Origin of the sequence: Helicobacter pylori Shi112, assembly GCF_000277405.1 — a bacterium.
Taxonomy (GTDB): Bacteria; Campylobacterota; Campylobacteria; order Campylobacterales; family Helicobacteraceae; genus Helicobacter; species Helicobacter pylori_C.
The window spans coordinates 1439829-1457551 of record NC_017741.1 but is presented as its reverse complement, the minus strand read 5'-3'; the positions used below and the strand labels follow the sequence as shown (position 1 = coordinate 1457551).

Here is a 17723-nt window from a genome sequence, read left to right as displayed (position 1 = left end):
GTAGAAAATGAGTGATTATAGAACTTTTTTTAATGAAATAAAACTCGCTTTAAAAGAGCTTGAAATGAAAAGAGCTAGGGGTTTGCATGATTACAATGTGTTTAGCGTGCTGATGCGTGAGAGCGATGAAGTAAGGCATTCTAAAATCTTATGTTCATTCTTAGACCCTATGGGGGAACACTATCAAAAAGGCTTGTTTTTAAAGGCGTTTTTAAAGGTGTGTCATTTAGAAAGTTTTGGTTTTAATAGTGCGGATACTAAAATTGTTGAAAACGAAGTTACTACAAATGGCAGTAAGCGAATGGATTTGTTTTTGAGCGATCGGTTTAAGCATATTATTTTAGAAAATAAGATATACGCACGCGATAATAAAAATCAAATTTCTGATTATATTCTAGGCGTAGTTGAGGCCTATAAAGTTAAGGATGCACAAGATATTTGTGTTTTGTATTTAACAAAAGAAGGACGCTCGCCTGATCCAAACAGCTTAGGCGATTTTGAATTAGATGAGAGTAAGGCAAAGCTATTTTATAAGGGCAATGATGAAAAAATTCTTAAACTAGAAAATTTAGAGCAAGGCATACTTTTTAAAAACCTTTGCTATAAAAAAGAGATAAAAGAATGGATTAACAAGTGTTCAGAAGAAGTGGCGAATTTGCATGATTTAAGCGTGTTTTTCAAGCAATACGACAAATTATTAGACAAACTTTATCATAAGGAGCAAAACATGAATAGCGAATTACACAAAATAATGGAAGTCAATTATGAAATAGCCAAGGAAGTAGCTGAAAATTTTAATCCATTTAAGGCGGAAAAAGTAGTGGAGTTTCTAACACAAGCTAAAGAACAAATAGAGGAAAAAATGAGTGCCGATGATAGAGTGAAGTGGGAAGTATCTTGCGAAACTGATACTAATAAGCTTGGCAAGAACGTGGCGAGAGGCTTAAAATTTATTTTCAAAGAGTATAATTTTTTTAGAGTTGAATTGCTTATGACACATGAAGGAGATTTTAAGTTTAAAAAACCTAATCTTGAAATCAATGCGGCAGGTAAAAAATTTGAGCAGTCTATATTCAATAAATTTCTTGAGACAGACTATCAAGAAATTGCACAGCAATTTAATATCAATGAAAAAGATGGGCTAACAAAAAATAGGGAATGGTTTAAAGGAAAATATTATAAATATATTAATGAATCATTGAATATCAATGAATATTTTGTGGATTGTATTATTGATAAAACCCTAAGTGCAGAAAAATTGGGCGAGTTTATTTTTGACTACTTCAACGAGAATAAAGCATTAGTAGAGACACTAAATGCTAACATTAAAGAATATGCAAAAAAATAAAAGCATGGGCTTTAAGCAAGAATTGTTAGCATTACTATAAATAGGAGTGTTGGCTATCATAAGGGTAGATTTAAAATCTATCCTACTTTACTTCTTGCTAACAAATACCCCTACCACCAAATAGAACCCTACAACCCCATAAATTACCCCCTAATCTCTATCTAATCTCTATCTCCAGTGCAACTTCCTTTAATCTTTCTCTCTTTCTTACTCTCCTAATACCCCTTTAAGCACCTATTCAAAGCACTCACAACAGCCTAATAACCCTTCTACTGAACTTATTATTCAGTCTTTCCCCAAATCTTTTTATATTTAAGCAAACTTTAAGCATTGCATGTCTATAATTACATTTCGTTTTTAAAGACAAGCTTTAAAAAGTTCTTTAATTTGAAACAACTCAAACAAGTCATAAAAGCCAAAAAGCTTTTAAACAAGTTAAGTTATAGAGGTCAAAAAGCTTTTGAATATAAAAAGCTCATTAGCTGATAAAACTTGGCGATTAAAAAAAGATTAGGGATCAAGCATTTTTAGTCTTCTTTAAAGGGTTTAACATTAAGAGCGATTATAGCAAGTTTTTAAAGAGAAACGAAGTTATTTGATTTAACATTGTTAATAGCCTATGTAAAAGTAAAGTAAAACTACAATAACTCTGTCTTATATTCATTAAGGCAGTGGTAGCGCTAATAGAATATTCGTGCAATTGTCGTTATTCATTATAAAAGGGCGGGTTTTAAAGGATATTTTAAAATTTAAAACAAGCTTTTAAGAGCAGATGGCGGATGCCTTGCCAAAGAGAGGCGATGAAGGACGTACTAGACTGCGATAAGCTATGCGGAGCTGTCAAGGAGCTTTGATGCGTAGATGTCCGAATGGGGCAACCCAACTAATAGAGATATTAGTTACTCTAATTTAGAGAGCGAACCTAGTGAAGTGAAACATCTCAGTAACTAGAGGAAAAGAAATCAACGAGATTCCCTAAGTAGTGGCGAGCGAACGGGGAAAAGGGCAAACCGAGTGCTTGCATTCGGGGTTGAGGACTGCAACATCCAAGAGAACGCTTTAGCAGAGTTACCTGGAAAGGTAAGCCATAGAAAGTGATAGCCTTGTATGCGACAAGGCGTTCTTAGGTAGCAGGATCCAGAGTAGGCCAGGACACGAGAAATCCAGGTTGAAGCCGGGGAGACCACTCTCCAACCCTAAATACTACTCTTTGAGCGATAGCGAACAAGTACCGTGAGGGAAAGGTGAAAAGAACCGCAGTGAGCGGAGTGAAATAGAACCTGAAACCATCTGCTTACAATCATTCAGAGCCCTATGATTTATCAGGGTGATGGACTGCCTTTTGCATAATGATCCTGCGAGTTGTGGTATCTGGCAAGGTTAAGCGAATGCGAAGCCGTAGCGAAAGCGAGTCTTAATAGGGCGATTGAGTCAGATGCTGCAGACCCGAAGCTAAGTGATCTATCCATGGCCAAGTTGAAACGCGTGTAATAGCGCGTGGAGGACTGAACTCGTACCCATTGAAACGGGTTGGGATGAGCTGTGGATAGGGGTGAAAGGCCAAACAAACTTAGTGATAGCTGGTTCTCTTCGAAATATATTTAGGTATAGCCTCAAGTGATAATAAAAGGGGGTAGAGCTCTGATTGGGCTAGGGCTGCTCGCCGCGGTACCAAACCCTATCAAACTTCGAATACCTTTTATCGTATCTTGGGAGTCAGGCGGTGGGTGATAAAATCAATCGTCAAAAGGGGAACAACCCAGACTACCAAATAAGGTCCCTAAGTTCTATTCTGAGTGGAAAAAGATGTGTGGCTACTCAAACAACCAGGAGGTTGGCTTAGAAGCAGCCATCCTTTAAAGAAAGCGTAACAGCTCACTGGTCTAGTGGTCATGCGCTGAAAATATAACGGGGCTAAGATAGACACCGAATTTGTAGATTGTGTTAAACACAGTGGTAGAAGAGCGTTCATACCAGCGTTGAAGGTATACCGGTAAGGAGTGCTGGAGCGGTATGAAGTGAGCATGCAGGAATGAGTAACGATAAGATATATGAGAATTGTATCCGCCGTAAATCTAAGGTTTCCTACGCGATGGTCGTCATCGTAGGGTTAGTCGGGTCCTAAGCCGAGTCCGAAAGGGGTAGGTGATGGCAAATTGGTTAATATTCCAATACCGACTGTGGAGCGTGATGGGGGGACGCATAGGGTTAAGCGAGCTAGCTGATGGAATAGCTAGTCTAAGGGCGTAGATTGGAGGGAAGGCAAATCCACCTCTGTATTTGAAACCCAAACAGGCTCTTTGAGTCCTTTCAGGACAAAGGGAGAATCGCTGATACCGTCGTGCCAAGAAAAGCCTCTAAGCATATCCATAGTCGTCCGTACCGCAAACCGACACAGGTAGATGAGATGAGTATTCTAAGGCGCGTGAAAGAACTCTGGTTAAGGAACTCTGCAAACTAGCACCGTAAGTTCGCGATAAGGTGTGCCGCAGCAATGCGGTCTCAGCAAAGAGTCCCTCCCGACTGTTTACCAAAAACACAGCACTTTGCCAACTCGTAAGAGGAAGTATAAGGTGTGACGCCTGCCCGGTGCTCGAAGGTTAAGAGGATGCGTCAGTCGCAAGATGAAGCGTTGAATTGAAGCCCGAGTAAACGGCGGCCGTAACTATAACGGTCCTAAGGTAGCGAAATTCCTTGTCGGTTAAATACCGACCTGCATGAATGGCGTAACGAGATGGGAGCTGTCTCAACCAGAGATTCAGTGAAATTGTAGTGGAGGTGAAAATTCCTCCTACCCGCGGCAAGACGGAAAGACCCCGTGGACCTTTACTACAACTTAGTACTGCTAACGGGAATATCATGCGCAGGATAGGTGGGAGGCTTTGAAGTAAGGGCTTTGGCTCTTATGGAGCCATCCTTGAGATACCACCCTTGATGTTTCTGTTAGCTAACTGGTCTGTGTTATCCACAGGCAGGACAATGCTTGGTGGGTAGTTTGACTGGGGCGGTCGCCTCCTAAAAAGTAACGGAGGCTTGCAAAGGTTGGCTCATTGCGGTTGGAAATCGCAAGTTGAGTGTAATGGCACAAGCCAGCCTGACTGTAAGACATACAAGTCAAGCAGAGACGAAAGTCGGTCATAGTGATCCGGTGGTTCTGTGTGGAAGGGCCATCGCTCAAAGGATAAAAGGTACCCCGGGGATAACAGGCTGATCTCCCCCAAGAGCTCACATCGACGGGGAGGTTTGGCACCTCGATGTCGGCTCATCGCATCCTGGGGCTGGAGCAGGTCCCAAGGGTATGGCTGTTCGCCATTTAAAGCGGTACGCGAGCTGGGTTCAGAACGTCGTGAGACAGTTCGGTCCCTATCTGCCGTGGGCGTAGGAAAGTTGAGGAGAGCTGTCCCTAGTACGAGAGGACCGGGATGGACGTGTCACTGGTGCACCAGTTGTTCTGCCAAGAGCACCGCTGGGTAGCTACACACGGATGTGATAACTGCTGAAAGCATCTAAGCAGGAAGCCAACTCCAAGATAAACTTTCCCTGAAGCTCGCACAAAGACTATGTGCTTGATAGGGTAGATGTGTAAGCGCAGTAATGCGTTTAGCTGACTACTACTAATAGAGCGTTTGGCTTGTTTTTTGCTTTTTGTATAAGTATAACGGCAATAAGCGCGGATAAGTTACCACTGCCTTACTGAGTGTAAGAGAGTTGGCGTTTTATAAAGACTTTTATATAATAAACTTTAATGAGAAATTAGGATAAAATCTGACTCGTTTTAATTAAGGGCTATTAACGATCTTCTAAAAACAAGCTCCCTATAAAGAGAAAGGGGAGTTAAGGGTAAATGCGTTTTATCTTTAGCTCCCTTTTCCTTGTGCCTTTAGAGAAGAGGAACTACCCAGTTAACCATTCCGAACCTGGAAGTCAAGCTCTTCATCGCTGATAATACTGCTCTTTTCAAGAGTGGGAATGTAGGTCGGTGCAGGGATAGGGAAATGTTTTTTAATCTTGCTTTTTTATCTTTTTTTAATCTTATTTTTAATATTTAATGTTTGGTTTAGATGGTTGGGTTTTTATAGAGTTTTATTCTTCATTCAAAGTTTTTAGGGTTTTAAGAAAACGAGTTTGATGAAAAAATAAAATCCAATGCGATAAAATTTTTTCTGATTAATCTTAACAGAATTTGATACAGGTTTTCCTTATGCCTAAACTCACACTCTTTTAAATGGAGCAAGAAATTCTTTCTCTCTATTCCTTTGAACTGACTTAATGCCCTTTTAAGAAAAGCTCCAAAAGTTCTCTATGCCGTTGGTATGGATTCTTGATCGCTTATTCTTTAGAGAATGCAATTGTTTATGAAGCTCTTATCTAAACTTCTTTTAAAAGGAAGTTTATAAAGTTTGTTAAAATCCCTAAACTGCACTAATTCTAAAGAGTGGTAAGAAATGTTTTTAGAAAGCTTTATTCTTTAAAAAGTTATCGCTTCACACAACCAAGCTCTTTAGTTTGATTGTAAAAAACGCTTTTAGGCATTTTTAGGTTTTTATTCTTTATTCTTTATTCTTTATTCTTTATTCTTTATTCTTTATTCTTTATTCTTTATTCTTTATTCTTTATTCTTTATTCTTTATTCTTTATTCTTTATTCTTTATTCTTTATTCTTTATTCTTTATTCTTTATTCTTTATTCTTTATTCTTTATTCTTTATGGTGGATTTTTCATTCTTTAGGGAATGTAATTATTTATAGAATTCTTATCTAACTTCTTTTAGAAGGAAGTTTATGAAGTTTTTTAAAATCCCTAAACTGCACTTAAATTCTAGAGAGTGCCAAGAAATGTTTTTAGACAATGTTAAATTTTCCAAAAAGACACAACAATTTTATTTCCAAAACTATCCAGATGTTAATGTAGAAATCTTTAGAAAAGTTGTTGAAGATAGGTTTTATAGCACTTTATTTGGTGGGGTTGGGTCTAGAAGGCTTTACAGAGAGCTTTGTGAGCTTGCACTAAGTTCAAAAAGCAATAAAATTGCATTAAGTAGACACTATTACACGCAAGTGCATCAGTGTGTAGATAGGTCTTTAAGAAACGCAATCAATGATTTGGAAGCTCAAGGGTTAATTGAAGCGGTAAAAAATAAGCCAGGCTATGTGTATATCTATTTAAAAGACTTCACAAAAAATAAGGAGTTTCAAGGGAGTAAATTCAATAAAAACACACTCCCTTCCCCTTTTTTTTTGAAAATTATTAACTTTTTACAAAAGAACACACAAAGGCTAAAAAGCGTGAAGTATAGAGTTAATAATCAAATTTGCGAGCTTAAAGAGATTGTTTTTAATAAATTCAGACAATTTAACGACTTACTTTTTAGTTTTAGCCCCCTAAATGACGCACAGACAATTTTTACGCTTAACTATAAAAGCTTGAGCAAAAAAGCGCTCCCTAGTAACAAATGTCCTTATCAAAAAGCTATTGTATTGAAAAATTTGCAAAGAGCTTTTCATAGATTGAGCGTTAAATCTAAAGATTTAAGAGGGTGCGCATAAAGGCTTGATTATGGCTTATGTAAAGAACGCTATACACTTACCACTAGATAGCCTTTTAGAAAGAAATGGTTATAGATTGAACGCACAAAAAAGCACTAAAATTTGGAAAGTTTATAGTAATAGTAATGAAAAGCTTCTTGTAAGGCAAAATGCTAATTTTCAATGGTTTTATTTAAACTGCGACAATAAAGCTGATAGCGGTAATATTATCAATTTCTGTAAGAACAGAAATTTAGATTTAATGGGTTTTACGCAAGGTTTAATCATAAACGATGACACCATGAAAGAAAATGCCTCTAAACTAACTAGTAAAGAAGCAGATAAATTTAAAGAGCAACAAAAAATTATTGATAAATTCAATCAATTTGAACTTTATGATTTAACCAATTCCAAAATGTTAGAAAAAAGAAAGCTTAATGGTAATCTGTTTTTAGTCTATAACCACTCTTTAAAAAGAGATAAACATAATAACATGTGTGTGCCTAACTTCTTATATTCCAAAAATAGCCATTCTAATAAGATCGTTTCTTACACTAGACGCCTGGAAAATCCTATGACTAGCTTAAATAATCAAGTGTTAAACAGACCTATCAATGCTTTAAATAAGGGGGAAAAAGGTATAGAAATGCTTGCCCCTAAGGATTTAAAGCTGATTAAAAATATTGTTTTAAGTGAAAGCATTATTGATAGCATGAGTTATTTGCAATTAAGAAAGCTCAATGCTTATGAAAGTATTCTATTAAGCTGTAATGGGCAATTTAATGCTAATAAATTAGACGCTTTTTTAGAAAAATTATTGAGCGATATTGAGCAATCTAAAAGCAAAGAATACGCTGACTATCTTAAAAAGGTTCAGAGCTTTGAATTATATAAAGGCACTCAAACAAGAATTGAAAATAAAACAAACACCACTAGAGATAATTTAACTATCCATTTTTCAAGGGCTAAATATCCTAGTAGCACAGATTTTATGCCAGCTAAAGATTGGGTTAATGAAAGTGTAAAAAGTTTAGATGAATTAGTTAGGGTGATTACAAACTACCATTATTCAAGTGCGATTTATAAGAATAACTATAGAAATACCCATAACACCAAAGGCTTTTCTAACTTGCTTATTTTTGATATAGATAATGACAAAGATAAGCCTAATATTAGCCTAGAAGATACTAAAAATCTCTTTAAAAAACATGGCATAGAAACGCTTATTATCCCATCAAGAAACCATAATAAAAAAAAGCACGGACACATTGCTGAAAGATTTAGAATCATTATCCCTACACAGCAAACTATAGGTCAAGATTTTAATTGTAACAATGATTTTAGTGCCTTTAACAATTTTTGTGCTAAGGCTTTGGGTATTTATGACTACATAGATAAAAAAGTTTCTGTGGATCAATCAAGGGCGTATTATAAAAGCCCTAATGATGCAACACCTATTATTTTAAAAGGACGCATTATGGATATAACCCATTTAAAACAACAAGCAATGAGTAATTTATTTACACAGAACACGCAAATTCAAACCACAAAGCCTGAGCCTGTGAGTAAACCTGATTTGTCTTTAAATATTGTTTTAGCCTATGACAATGATAAAAATGGACAAATCTATACACAGATTAGTGAAGAAATCATTTATAAGCATACAGAAAATATGCCTAATGTTTTTATCCCATATTCTAAGGACTGTAACGATGACTTAAAGCTAGCCAATTTAATCGGTAATGATTATATCAATAATGAAATGATAAAAAACTTTTTAGAAAGAATAGAGAAGCAATCTTTGTTTTTTGATGGTGAGAAAAAAGAAAAATTAGAAGCTCTTAAAAATGAGTGCTTAGCCTTATTAAAACCACAAGAACAAACAATCTCACAAAACAACACAAAAGAAAATGAAAAACCAATTCAAGGAGTAGATTATGAAATGTAAAAATTTCAAAGAAAAAGCTTTATATTTTATGCTGTTGGCTATGCCCAATTTATTGTTGGCAAATGGAAGTGGCGTGTGGCAGTCTAATGCATTACAAACAATCATCAATTTTACTAGCGGTCCTTTTATGAAAGCAATAGGTGCAGTTATTGTGATTTGTGTTGGTATTTATGTAGTTAAAAACCTAGATAGGCTAGGAGAAATTGCGTGGAAATGTATAGGGATAATTTTAGCCACTATTGCCATTGCAAACGCTCAAACTATTGCCAATAAATTATTTGGAGTTGGGTGAATGATTTTAAATTATGTAGAGACCATCAATGTTAGAGAAATATCTAAAAAAGAGAAGTTTTTAAAGCTTAATATGAATAGTTGGATCATTTCTTTTTTGAGCGCTTCTTTCTTATTTGTGTGGTCTTTATTATATGGCGTGGTGCTATTGGTGGCATTAATAACAATGTTTTACATACTAGAATTTTTTGATGAAGATATTACAAACATTATTTTGGCAAACCTAACGCTAAAAAATGACACTAAAGAATATTATGCTTAAAGAGTTTTAAAAATGTTTCTTGGTTTAGAAGGTTTTAAAAAATTTATTTTCAATTTCTTAAGTTCTTGTATTCCTAGACAATATTCTTTAGTTCAAGAAAACAATATTAATGGAAAATTTGATGAAAAGTTTGTGTTAACGCATAAAGGAAACTTAGTAGGAGCAATATCTTTAAATGGAATAACTTATTCAAATTTTGATAAAGAAGATGTGGCTACACAATTTTTATACAGAACACAAGCTTTAAATGAATTGATAGATGGTGTTACTCTAAGAATTGTTGCTAAACGAAGAGATATAAAAACTCAAACTATTTACAACAAAGATGGCGTGAGTAAATACGCTAAAAAAATTGTTAATGCTTATGAAAAAAATAAAGAATTTTATATCACGACTTACTATTTAATTATTGAAACAAAAAGCGTCAATATAAAAGGGCTTTTAGAAAAGTGGAAAGCAAAAATGACTACTGATAAGTATGTAAATAATGATGAAGAGAAACCTTTAAAAGATAATCTTAAAAACTCAGAAGCACAAAAACAGGAAGCTTATAAAATAAAAAAGAATGCGGTAGAAAATAAAGAATTGCAAGATAAAGCAACTCTTTTAGCTGAGATTTTAAATAAGATGAGTTCCATACTAACAGACTTTGAGCCTAAATTTTTAAGTTCAGACGATCTATTGAATTTATACGCTGAATATTGTAATGGTCATTATTGTGATTTTAAATACAAACAAGGACGATTGAGCGATGGGAATATCCAATCTCATTTATATTTTAAAAAAGACCACTTTATACATGACTATAACGGAATAGAGACTTTTAAGCGTTTTATTGCTGTGAAAGCTTATGATGTGGATAATATCACTTCTTTGGCTTTATCTAATCTTTTGTGTGAAAAGTTTAACTTAGATATTTTGCTCACTATAGAAGCTATGGATAAAGAAAGAGCTTTGTTTTTTATTAGAGAGCGTAAAAAACGCTCTAAAGATATTAGCTATCAAAATATAGAATATTTAGAGCAAATGGTTTCTACTGACAGAGCGCAAATACAAAAAGTTAGTTTATCGATCATGGTTTTTGCTAATTCTAAAAAAGAATTAGATAAAAAATCAATTATTGTATATAACACTTTGAAAAAAGAAGGCTTTTCAGCGGTTTTAGAAAGCATCAATATGCGTCCTATATTTTTTTCATTTTTTCCTGAAAGAAACTTTTTAAATTCACGCCTAAGACCTCAAACTAGCCAAAATATTGCTAGTTTGATTATGTTTGAAAAATATCAAGAAGGCTTTAAAGAAAATAGTTGGGGGGATTGTCCTATCAGCGTGTTTAAAAATCAAAATGGATCAGCCCACTTTTTCAATTTTCAAGCTAAGCAAGGTAGAGATAGAAACGACAATGTTGTAGGTCATACCATGATAATTGGTAGCACAGGGAGCGGTAAATCCACTTTTATTAGTTTTTTAATCGCCAATTTACTGACTAAATACGATATGAGCGTGGTAGCTCTTGACAGAATGAATGGTTTGGAGATTATGACTGACTTTTTTGAAGGTCAATACAATACTGCTAATACAGATGGTGGTTTTTATATCAACCCTTTCAGTTTAAAAGATACAGAAGAAAATAGGCAATTTCTAGCAAACTGGATTAAATTTATGCTCAATATTGATAGCAATAACCAACAAGATAATAAGGCTTCTCAGTCTATAGATAAGGTTATTAGAGATACTTATAATTACATGGGTGAACAAAAAAATCAAATAAACTTATTAGAAATTGCCAAAAATTTAGGCTCTAGCGAACAAGATTTTAATGAGATTTTAAAATCACAAGGGGAAAAAGTCTATTTTAAAAAATTTCAAGATTGTTTAGACTTTTCTAAAAGTCCTTTAAGTGTGATCAATATGGATGTTTTTGCTAATGATAAAAAACTTATGGGGCTAATTGCTATGTATTTGTTCCACAAATTGTTTTTTGAAGCAAAGGAACACAACAAACCTTTTTTTCTATTCATTGATGAAACTAAAGGCTACATTATGCATCCTATAATGTTTAACTATATCGCTAACGCACTCGCTCAAGCTAGAAAAATCAATGGAACACTTTGCATGGCGTTTCAAAAAATATCTCAAGTCAAAGAATTAGGTATTGATAAAGCAAAGAGTTTGATAGGCAACCTTTCTCAAGTGATTATCTACCCCACAAAAGATACTGATGAACTAATAGAATGCGGTGTTCCATTAAGCGATAGCGAAATCAATTTCTTACACAACACGGATATGAGAGCCAGACAAGTGCTAGTAAAAAATATCGTTACAAACGCTTCAGCTTTTATTGAAATTGATTTAAAAAAAGATTTGCAAGAACTACTTTATATTCTTGATAGCAATGCTGGTAATAGAAAAATCCTCAATGATCTTAAAAAATCAAACCAAGAAACTTATAAGGAAGAGTATTTAAAAACTAAAATGAAAAAAGAAAGCGAGAATATTCAATATGTATAAAAACTGCGTATTTATCATAGAAAGTCCCAATAAGATCGCTAAAATCAAAGAATTAACAGGAAGTTCATTTGTTTTTGCGACTGGTGGGCATTTTGTTGAGCTAGTCAATATTGAAGTGAGTAAAGAATTTAATCCTATTTTTGAAATCAAAAAAAGCACGGATAAGAAAAAGGATAAATCCACTCATATCAACTATATGATAAATCAATGTAAAGATAAAGTGGTCTATATTGCTACTGACCCTGATAGAGAGGGTTATGGTATAGGTTATAAATTTTATGAAAAAATCAAAAATATAGCTAAAACAATTTATCGCACTGAATTTCATGAAATCACAAAAAGCGGTGTAGAAAAAGGCTTGAACAATGCTGTGCTATTTTCTCAAAGCAATCTCAATCTATATTATAGTTGGCTAGGTAGGATTGTAAGCGATCAATTTGTAGGCTTTACTTTAACGCCTTATTTGCGCAAAAACATTAAAAATTTTGAAGTGAGTGCTGGTAGGGTTCAAACTCCTGCTCTTTCCATTTTAGTAGAATTAGACAGAAAAATCCAAGCCTTTGAACAAAAGAATATTGATGAGAAATTAAGTTATAGCATAGAAGCTATTATTGATGTGTTAGGTTCTCAAATCTCTATTACTTTAGTAGAAGAGAATAAAAGGAAAGTGTTTGAGACCAAAGAATTAGCCCAAAACTTTTTAAATGACTTAAAAAACAATCTTAACCCCTTAGCTTTTTTAGACGCAGTAGAGCAAAAAGATAAAGAAAAATCTCCACCTAAACCTTTCACCACTTCTAATCTTTTAAAAGATGGGGTTAGAATTTTAGAAATGGGCGTTAAGCAAATCCAAGAACACGCCCAAAAACTTTTTGAAGCTGGATTGATTACTTATATTCGCACCGATAGTGAAGCGTTAAGTAAAGAATACTTGCAAGAGCATCAAGCGTTTTTTGAAAATATTTATCCTAGCGTGTATGAGTACAGAGAATATAGGGCTGGTAAAAATTCACAAGCTGAAGCGCATGAGGCTATAAGAATTACACACCCTCACTGCTATGAAGATCTTAAAAAAGTGTGCGAGAAACACAATATTACAGATATTAATGATTTAAAAGTCTATACGCTTATCTTTTTTAACACCATTTGCTCTCAAAGTAAAAACGCTATTTACGAAAACACAACTTTAAATTTTAAAGTAAAAACGCACAGCTTTAAATGCAGTTTTAGCAAACTCAAATCTAAAGGCTTTAAAGCGATTAAAGACTTAGAAGAAGAAAAGAAAGATGAAGAAGAGATTGAAAGCGATCTTGATTTTTCTAGCTTGCAATTAAAAACTCAAATGCCTATTTTAGATTTTAATATCAAAGAACTAAAAACTAAAGCTCCTAGCCCTTATACTGAAAGCACTTTTATCGCAATGATGGAAACCTATGGCATAGGAAGACCTAGCACTTATACAAGTGTATTTGAGATCTTAAAAAACAAAAATTACATTACATTAGAGGGCAAAAATAGTAAGATCACGCCCACAGCTCTTGGTAAAAGCATTGTTGATTTCTTTTTGAATGATAACCAAACACAATGGATTGCTATTTCTAAAGTGGATAATAGTTTTACAAAAAAATTAGAAGAAATGTTAGATATGATTATAAAAGATGGTAAAAGTGCTTATCTTGATTTAATGCAAAATATCCAAAAGAAATTAGGCACAGAAATTTCTAACTTATATAGAAATAATAGCAATAACAACATTTCTGCTACAAAAAAAGAAATGATACCTCCAACTGAAAAACAACTTAATTTTGTAGAAACTATAGAAAAAACTCTTCAAATAAAAGCTTCTGATATGACGAAAAAAGACAAGTTTGCGTGCATGAAGTTTATAGAAGAACATAGTAAAAAAATGCCCAAAAAGGATAATTGATGGTATTAAAACTTGTATCTATTTGCTATGCAGTCATTATTCTTATGGGTTGCTCCAATAAACAATATGAAATGTATAAAAGCCCTTGCGCGAACTTAGAAAATCCACAAAAAGGCTTTAAGGCATAAAATGGAAAAAGTTTGCATGAACGCATGGGAGTTGCCTAAGGTTTTAGAAGAAAGATTAAAAGAAAAATATGGCGATGATTGGGAAAAATATGTTAAGGCTAAAGCAATAAACGAAGAAGAGCTTGAAGAACAAGTCAAAGATAAAGCCAAAGAGCAACAAAAGATACAAAGAGAAAAAACACTCAGTGGATTTTTAAAAAAAGTTGGTCTAAAAAAGCGTGATATGTTACAAAGCACTATGCTGTTTGATGGAGTCAAAGAAGCTGATGCGCTTTTTCAAGCAGAGCGTAAAATTGGCGATTGGATCTTTAGCAGTGCGGTATTCTTTTTTGCTTTAGCTCTTATAGAAGCCATTATTATATGCTTATTGCCCTTAAAAGAAAAAGTGCCTTATTTGGTAACCTTTTCAAACGCTACACAAAATTTTGCCATAGTCCAAAGAGCAGACAAGAGCATTCGTGCCAATCAAGCACTTATAAGACAACTGGTAGCATCTTATGTCAATAATAGAGAAAATATTTCAAATATAAAAGAGCAAAACGAAATAGCCCACGAAACCATTAGATTGCAAAGTGCATTTGAAGTATGGGATTTTTTTGAAAAACTTGTTTCCTATGAACATAGCATTTACACTAATATCAATCTAACACGAAAAATTAGCATTATCAATATCGCTTTAATTAGTAAAACCCAAGCCAATATTGAAATATCCGCACAACTTTTTAATAAAGAAAAGTTAGAAAGCGAAAAGCGTTATAGAATAATTATGACCTTTGAATTTGAACCCATTGAAATTGATACAAAATCTGTTCCCTTAAATCCTACAGGCTTTATTGTTACAGGTTATGATGTAACTGAAATTGCGATTTTAAAAGACCTAGATGAAAAAAATAAAGTCAAAGATGATGGTGTGAAATCTAGGATTATCCATACCGAGAAAAAAGACCCTCATATGAGCCAATATAAAGATGTTAAGGAACAATAATGAAAAAACTCACTCTATCGCTATTTTTATATTGCGCTTTACTTAGTGCTGAAGAGGATATTTTTAGAAACCATACAAATGAAACTGATCTTACAAGTTCTTTTGAACATGGCAAAGAAAACAACAATCTTATCCCAGCAAAATCTGATAGTTTAGAAAGTTTCAAAGAACAAGAAAACAAAGAAAAAGCCAAACAGCTTATGGATTTAAAAGCCTTACAGAGCGTGTATTTTTCTAAAAATAGAAAATTGCAAGACAATAATTTTAATGTCTTATATGTGGCAGGCAACACCAACAAAATCCGCTTACGCTATGCGATGACTACCACTTTTATTTTTGACAATGATCCTATTATCTATGTGAGTTTAGGAGATTCTAGCGGATTTGAACTCACTTACCCCACTAATGATCATTACGACTTGTCCAACATGCTAGTGATCAAACCCTTGCTTATAGGGGTGGATACAAACCTAACCGTAGTCGGAGCGAGCGGAACAATTTATACTTTTTACTTGTTTAGCACCACTTACACTAGCAAATTTCAAAGCTATTTTTCAGTGTTTGTCTCTAATAAAAGGGCTATCGGTAAGCTCAATATTTTGTCTAAAAACGAGCTAGAAAAAAGGGAGCAAGAACAATGGGCTAAAACAGAAACAAATACAAATAGCTCCAATAAACAAGACAAACAAAAGCTTGACTACAGAAAAATCAATTATGAGAGCAAGGAAATTGATGATGGCAAGTTTATAAGAATTGGAGATGAGGTCAATCACATTTTCATTGAAAAAGCTAAAATCAATCGTGGTTATTTGCAAAAACCCAAACACAAACGCACCTGGTGGAGTTTGTGGCTCTATAAAAAACCCAGTGATGATGCGCTTGATATAAAGGCACTAGATGTCTTTGATGATGGCAAATACACTTATTTTAGATATGACAGAGATCAAGCCTTTTCAAAATTTCCTTACACCTATAAGGTTGTAGATGGGTATGATAATCCTATCAATAGCCGTGTGGTAGGGAATTATATTATTGCTGAAGATGTTTCTAAAAAATGGACTTTAAGGAGCGGTAAGGAATATGTGTGCGTAAGAAGAGATAAACACAAATACCAAAAATCTAAGGACTTCATGCGCTTAAAAAGGCTTTTAGAGCAAGATGAAGCCATGAAAGCCAAACGAAACAACGTTCACTTGATTGAAGACACTACGCCTCAACCTAAAAATGCCATTAGCGTAACGGAGTTGTTAGATCAAATCAAAAACCAAACTCCAAATGAAAAATGCCGATCCTTAAATGAAGAAGAAGTTAAGACTTTAGAAGAGGTTAAAAACATCATAAAAGCTCCCAAGCCTTTGCAAAAAGATTTGAAAAACAAGCTTAAAAAACACACAATCAAAACCCATTATTGCGTGCCTATCCCCTATATAGAAAGACCAAAAACCACTGATGGTTTAGAGAATAATAAAAAGGGGATGAATAACACCCCAAAACAAAATCAAGCAAACCCTATTAAAGAGATTAAAGAAAACAAGAAATGAAAAAACTTCTTTTACTTTTAGAGCATAAAATCATAAAAATTGGCTTAATTATTGTGATTGTATTAGCTGGTTTTTTTCTTTTTTACGAACAAGAAATCAAAGAAAAAGCTGTTAATGTTTCTCAAGGTAAATTCCCTACTTCATCTTATTTGTTTCAAGCTTACGAAGGCATTAAGAATAAAATAGATACTATCAATGAAGTGAAACCAAACGATGAAACTAAAAGCGTTAATGAGAATATAGAAAAAACACAAAAAGATTTAGATGATTTTAATGCGCTAGTGCAAAAATTACCAAATTTGCCTAAGGATTTTGATAAAACGCTTATTAAGCCACAAAGTCCATCCTTCAATTACAATACCGCTAACGAAGAAGAAAAAACCCGCCTTGTGATTTTAGCGTCTCGTGTTAGCAGCCAAAAAGAAACACAGCCTCCAACCTCTATAAAAAATAGTGTTTCTAATACAAAATACAAAGAAAAACAAGAACTTGAAAAAGAATACGGCTCTAGCGGTTTTAAAAATTTTAAAAGAAAAAATGTAGCTAGCAGTGAAAACAAACTTTTGAGAACGATTACAGCTGACAGAATGATCCCAGCCATTCTGATCACTCCTATTAGTAGTGAAATAGGGGGGAGTAAGATAGTCGCTCAAGTGGAGAGTGATATATACGCAACGATGGGTAGAGCGGTTTTAATCCCTAAAGGGAGTAGAGCCATAGGTTATTACAACTCTAATAACAAAATAGGAGAATACCGCTTAGAAATTGCTTGGAATAGGATAATCACGCCACAAGGGGTCAATATTATACTAAGCGATGCTAAGGGGGCTGATATCAAGGGCTATAACGGCATGATAGGCACACTCCATAACAAATATTGGGAACGCTATGGTATTCCTTTATCCTTAAGCACCTTGTCAAATGGGCTACTCATAGGTCTTACTAGCGGTCTTACCGAAGCGATGAAAAACAAAAAGGGTGGTTTTAACCAAAACTATTTTGGAGATTACATGATGATGCAAATGACGAGGCAAACTGGTATCAGCCTAAATGATATTATCGCTCAAATCATGCGAGAGCAAATCAGGATTAAGCCCATTATCACTATTAGAGAAGGAAGCCATATTTTTATTAGTCCTAATACGGATATTTGGTTTCCTATCCCTAAAAACAATGAAGTCTTAGCGAAATTTTTTAATGAAGAAAAGGAGCAAAACAATGATACAAAATAGCACTATTAATAATAATTTTATTCTA

The 17723-nt window shown here is 34.1% G+C and carries 11 protein-coding genes, 2 rRNA genes and 1 pseudogene; 13 read left to right on the top strand and 1 reads right to left on the bottom strand.

Annotation, left to right across the window (positions count from 1 at the left end):
* The first annotated feature begins 7 nt into the window (after positions 1 to 7).
* The 3 genes from HPSH112_RS07025 (at position 8) to rrf (ending at position 5336) form a co-directional block, all read left to right on the top strand.
* Entirely contained in the window at positions 8 to 1348 is a 1341-nt protein-coding gene (locus tag HPSH112_RS07025) for a PDDEXK-like family protein (protein WP_001287054.1), read from the top strand.
* A gap of 752 nt (positions 1349 to 2100) precedes the next feature.
* A 23S ribosomal RNA gene (locus tag HPSH112_RS07020) occupies positions 2101 to 4987 on the top strand.
* Between the two features lie 231 nt (positions 4988 to 5218).
* A 5S ribosomal RNA gene (rrf, locus tag HPSH112_RS07015) occupies positions 5219 to 5336 on the top strand.
* A gap of 123 nt (positions 5337 to 5459) precedes the next feature.
* On the opposite strand, the pseudogene HPSH112_RS08820 reads toward rrf, so the two are convergent.
* A pseudogene (locus HPSH112_RS08820) lies at positions 5460 to 5706 on the bottom strand (hypothetical protein); the annotation flags it as partial.
* Positions 5707 to 6129: 423 nt separating this feature from the next.
* Here HPSH112_RS08820 and HPSH112_RS07010 point away from each other — a divergent pair.
* The 10 genes from HPSH112_RS07010 to HPSH112_RS06970 are packed head-to-tail and all read left to right on the top strand — an operon-like array spanning position 6130 to position 17698.
* The gene (locus tag HPSH112_RS07010; protein ID WP_000667750.1) at positions 6130 to 6894 is read left to right on the top strand and encodes a hypothetical protein; all 765 of its coding nucleotides are present in this window, start codon (positions 6130 to 6132) and stop codon (positions 6892 to 6894) included.
* A 10-nt stretch (positions 6895 to 6904) separates the two neighbouring features.
* Entirely contained in the window at positions 6905 to 8821 is a 1917-nt protein-coding gene (locus tag HPSH112_RS07005) for a toprim domain-containing protein (RefSeq protein WP_000332153.1), read from the top strand.
* Positions 8811 to 9113, top strand: a complete 303-nt coding sequence (locus HPSH112_RS07000; protein ID WP_000649843.1) for a TrbC/VirB2 family protein — start codon at positions 8811 to 8813, stop codon at positions 9111 to 9113. Before HPSH112_RS07005 ends, HPSH112_RS07000 begins: the two co-directional genes overlap by 11 nt.
* The gene (locus HPSH112_RS06995) at positions 9114 to 9374 is read left to right on the top strand and encodes a hypothetical protein (RefSeq protein WP_000602756.1); all 261 of its coding nucleotides are present in this window, start codon (positions 9114 to 9116) and stop codon (positions 9372 to 9374) included.
* A 12-nt stretch (positions 9375 to 9386) separates the two neighbouring features.
* Entirely contained in the window at positions 9387 to 11885 is a 2499-nt protein-coding gene (locus HPSH112_RS06990) for a VirB4 family type IV secretion/conjugal transfer ATPase (RefSeq protein WP_000478386.1), read from the top strand.
* Positions 11878 to 13812: a type IA DNA topoisomerase gene (locus tag HPSH112_RS06985; RefSeq protein ID WP_000277567.1), complete on the top strand. Its 1935-nt coding sequence runs from the start codon at positions 11878 to 11880 to the stop codon at positions 13810 to 13812. The genes HPSH112_RS06990 and HPSH112_RS06985 overlap by 8 nt, the downstream gene beginning before the upstream one ends.
* Positions 13812 to 13940: a hypothetical protein gene (locus HPSH112_RS08895; RefSeq protein WP_000243255.1), complete on the top strand. Its 129-nt coding sequence runs from the start codon at positions 13812 to 13814 to the stop codon at positions 13938 to 13940. Before HPSH112_RS06985 ends, HPSH112_RS08895 begins: the two co-directional genes overlap by 1 nt.
* 1 nt (position 13941) lies before the next feature.
* Positions 13942 to 14925, top strand: a complete 984-nt coding sequence (locus HPSH112_RS06980; RefSeq protein ID WP_000416481.1) for a VirB8 family type IV secretion system protein — start codon at positions 13942 to 13944, stop codon at positions 14923 to 14925.
* A complete protein-coding gene (locus HPSH112_RS06975) occupies positions 14925 to 16466 on the top strand; it encodes a TrbG/VirB9 family P-type conjugative transfer protein (protein WP_000737117.1) in 1542 nt (513 codons plus the stop codon). Before HPSH112_RS06980 ends, HPSH112_RS06975 begins: the two co-directional genes overlap by 1 nt.
* On the top strand, positions 16463 to 17698 hold the full coding sequence (locus HPSH112_RS06970; RefSeq protein WP_000734978.1) for a DNA type IV secretion system protein ComB10: 1236 nt from the start codon (positions 16463 to 16465) through the stop codon (positions 17696 to 17698). Before HPSH112_RS06975 ends, HPSH112_RS06970 begins: the two co-directional genes overlap by 4 nt.
* Positions 17699 to 17723: the final 25 nt, after the last annotated feature.

Bases quoted from the DNA above. Each gene is read 5' to 3' on its own strand.
- HPSH112_RS07025 (WP_001287054.1), top strand. From the start codon at position 8: ATGAGTGATTATAGAACTTTTTTTAATGAAATAAAACTCGCTTTAAAA.
- HPSH112_RS07005 (WP_000332153.1), top strand. From the start codon at position 6,905: ATGGCTTATGTAAAGAACGCTATACACTTACCACTAGATAGCCTTTTA.
- HPSH112_RS08895 (WP_000243255.1), top strand. From the start codon at position 13,812: ATGGTATTAAAACTTGTATCTATTTGCTATGCAGTCATTATTCTTATG.
- HPSH112_RS06980 (WP_000416481.1), top strand. From the start codon at position 13,942: ATGGAAAAAGTTTGCATGAACGCATGGGAGTTGCCTAAGGTTTTAGAA.
- HPSH112_RS07000 (WP_000649843.1), top strand. From the start codon at position 8,811: ATGAAATGTAAAAATTTCAAAGAAAAAGCTTTATATTTTATGCTGTTG.
- HPSH112_RS06975 (WP_000737117.1), top strand. From the start codon at position 14,925: ATGAAAAAACTCACTCTATCGCTATTTTTATATTGCGCTTTACTTAGT.
- HPSH112_RS06970 (WP_000734978.1), top strand. From the start codon at position 16,463: ATGAAAAAACTTCTTTTACTTTTAGAGCATAAAATCATAAAAATTGGC.
- HPSH112_RS06990 (WP_000478386.1), top strand. From the start codon at position 9,387: ATGTTTCTTGGTTTAGAAGGTTTTAAAAAATTTATTTTCAATTTCTTA.
- HPSH112_RS06985 (WP_000277567.1), top strand. From the start codon at position 11,878: ATGTATAAAAACTGCGTATTTATCATAGAAAGTCCCAATAAGATCGCT.
- HPSH112_RS07010 (WP_000667750.1), top strand. From the start codon at position 6,130: ATGAAGTTTTTTAAAATCCCTAAACTGCACTTAAATTCTAGAGAGTGC.
- HPSH112_RS06995 (WP_000602756.1), top strand. From the start codon at position 9,114: ATGATTTTAAATTATGTAGAGACCATCAATGTTAGAGAAATATCTAAA.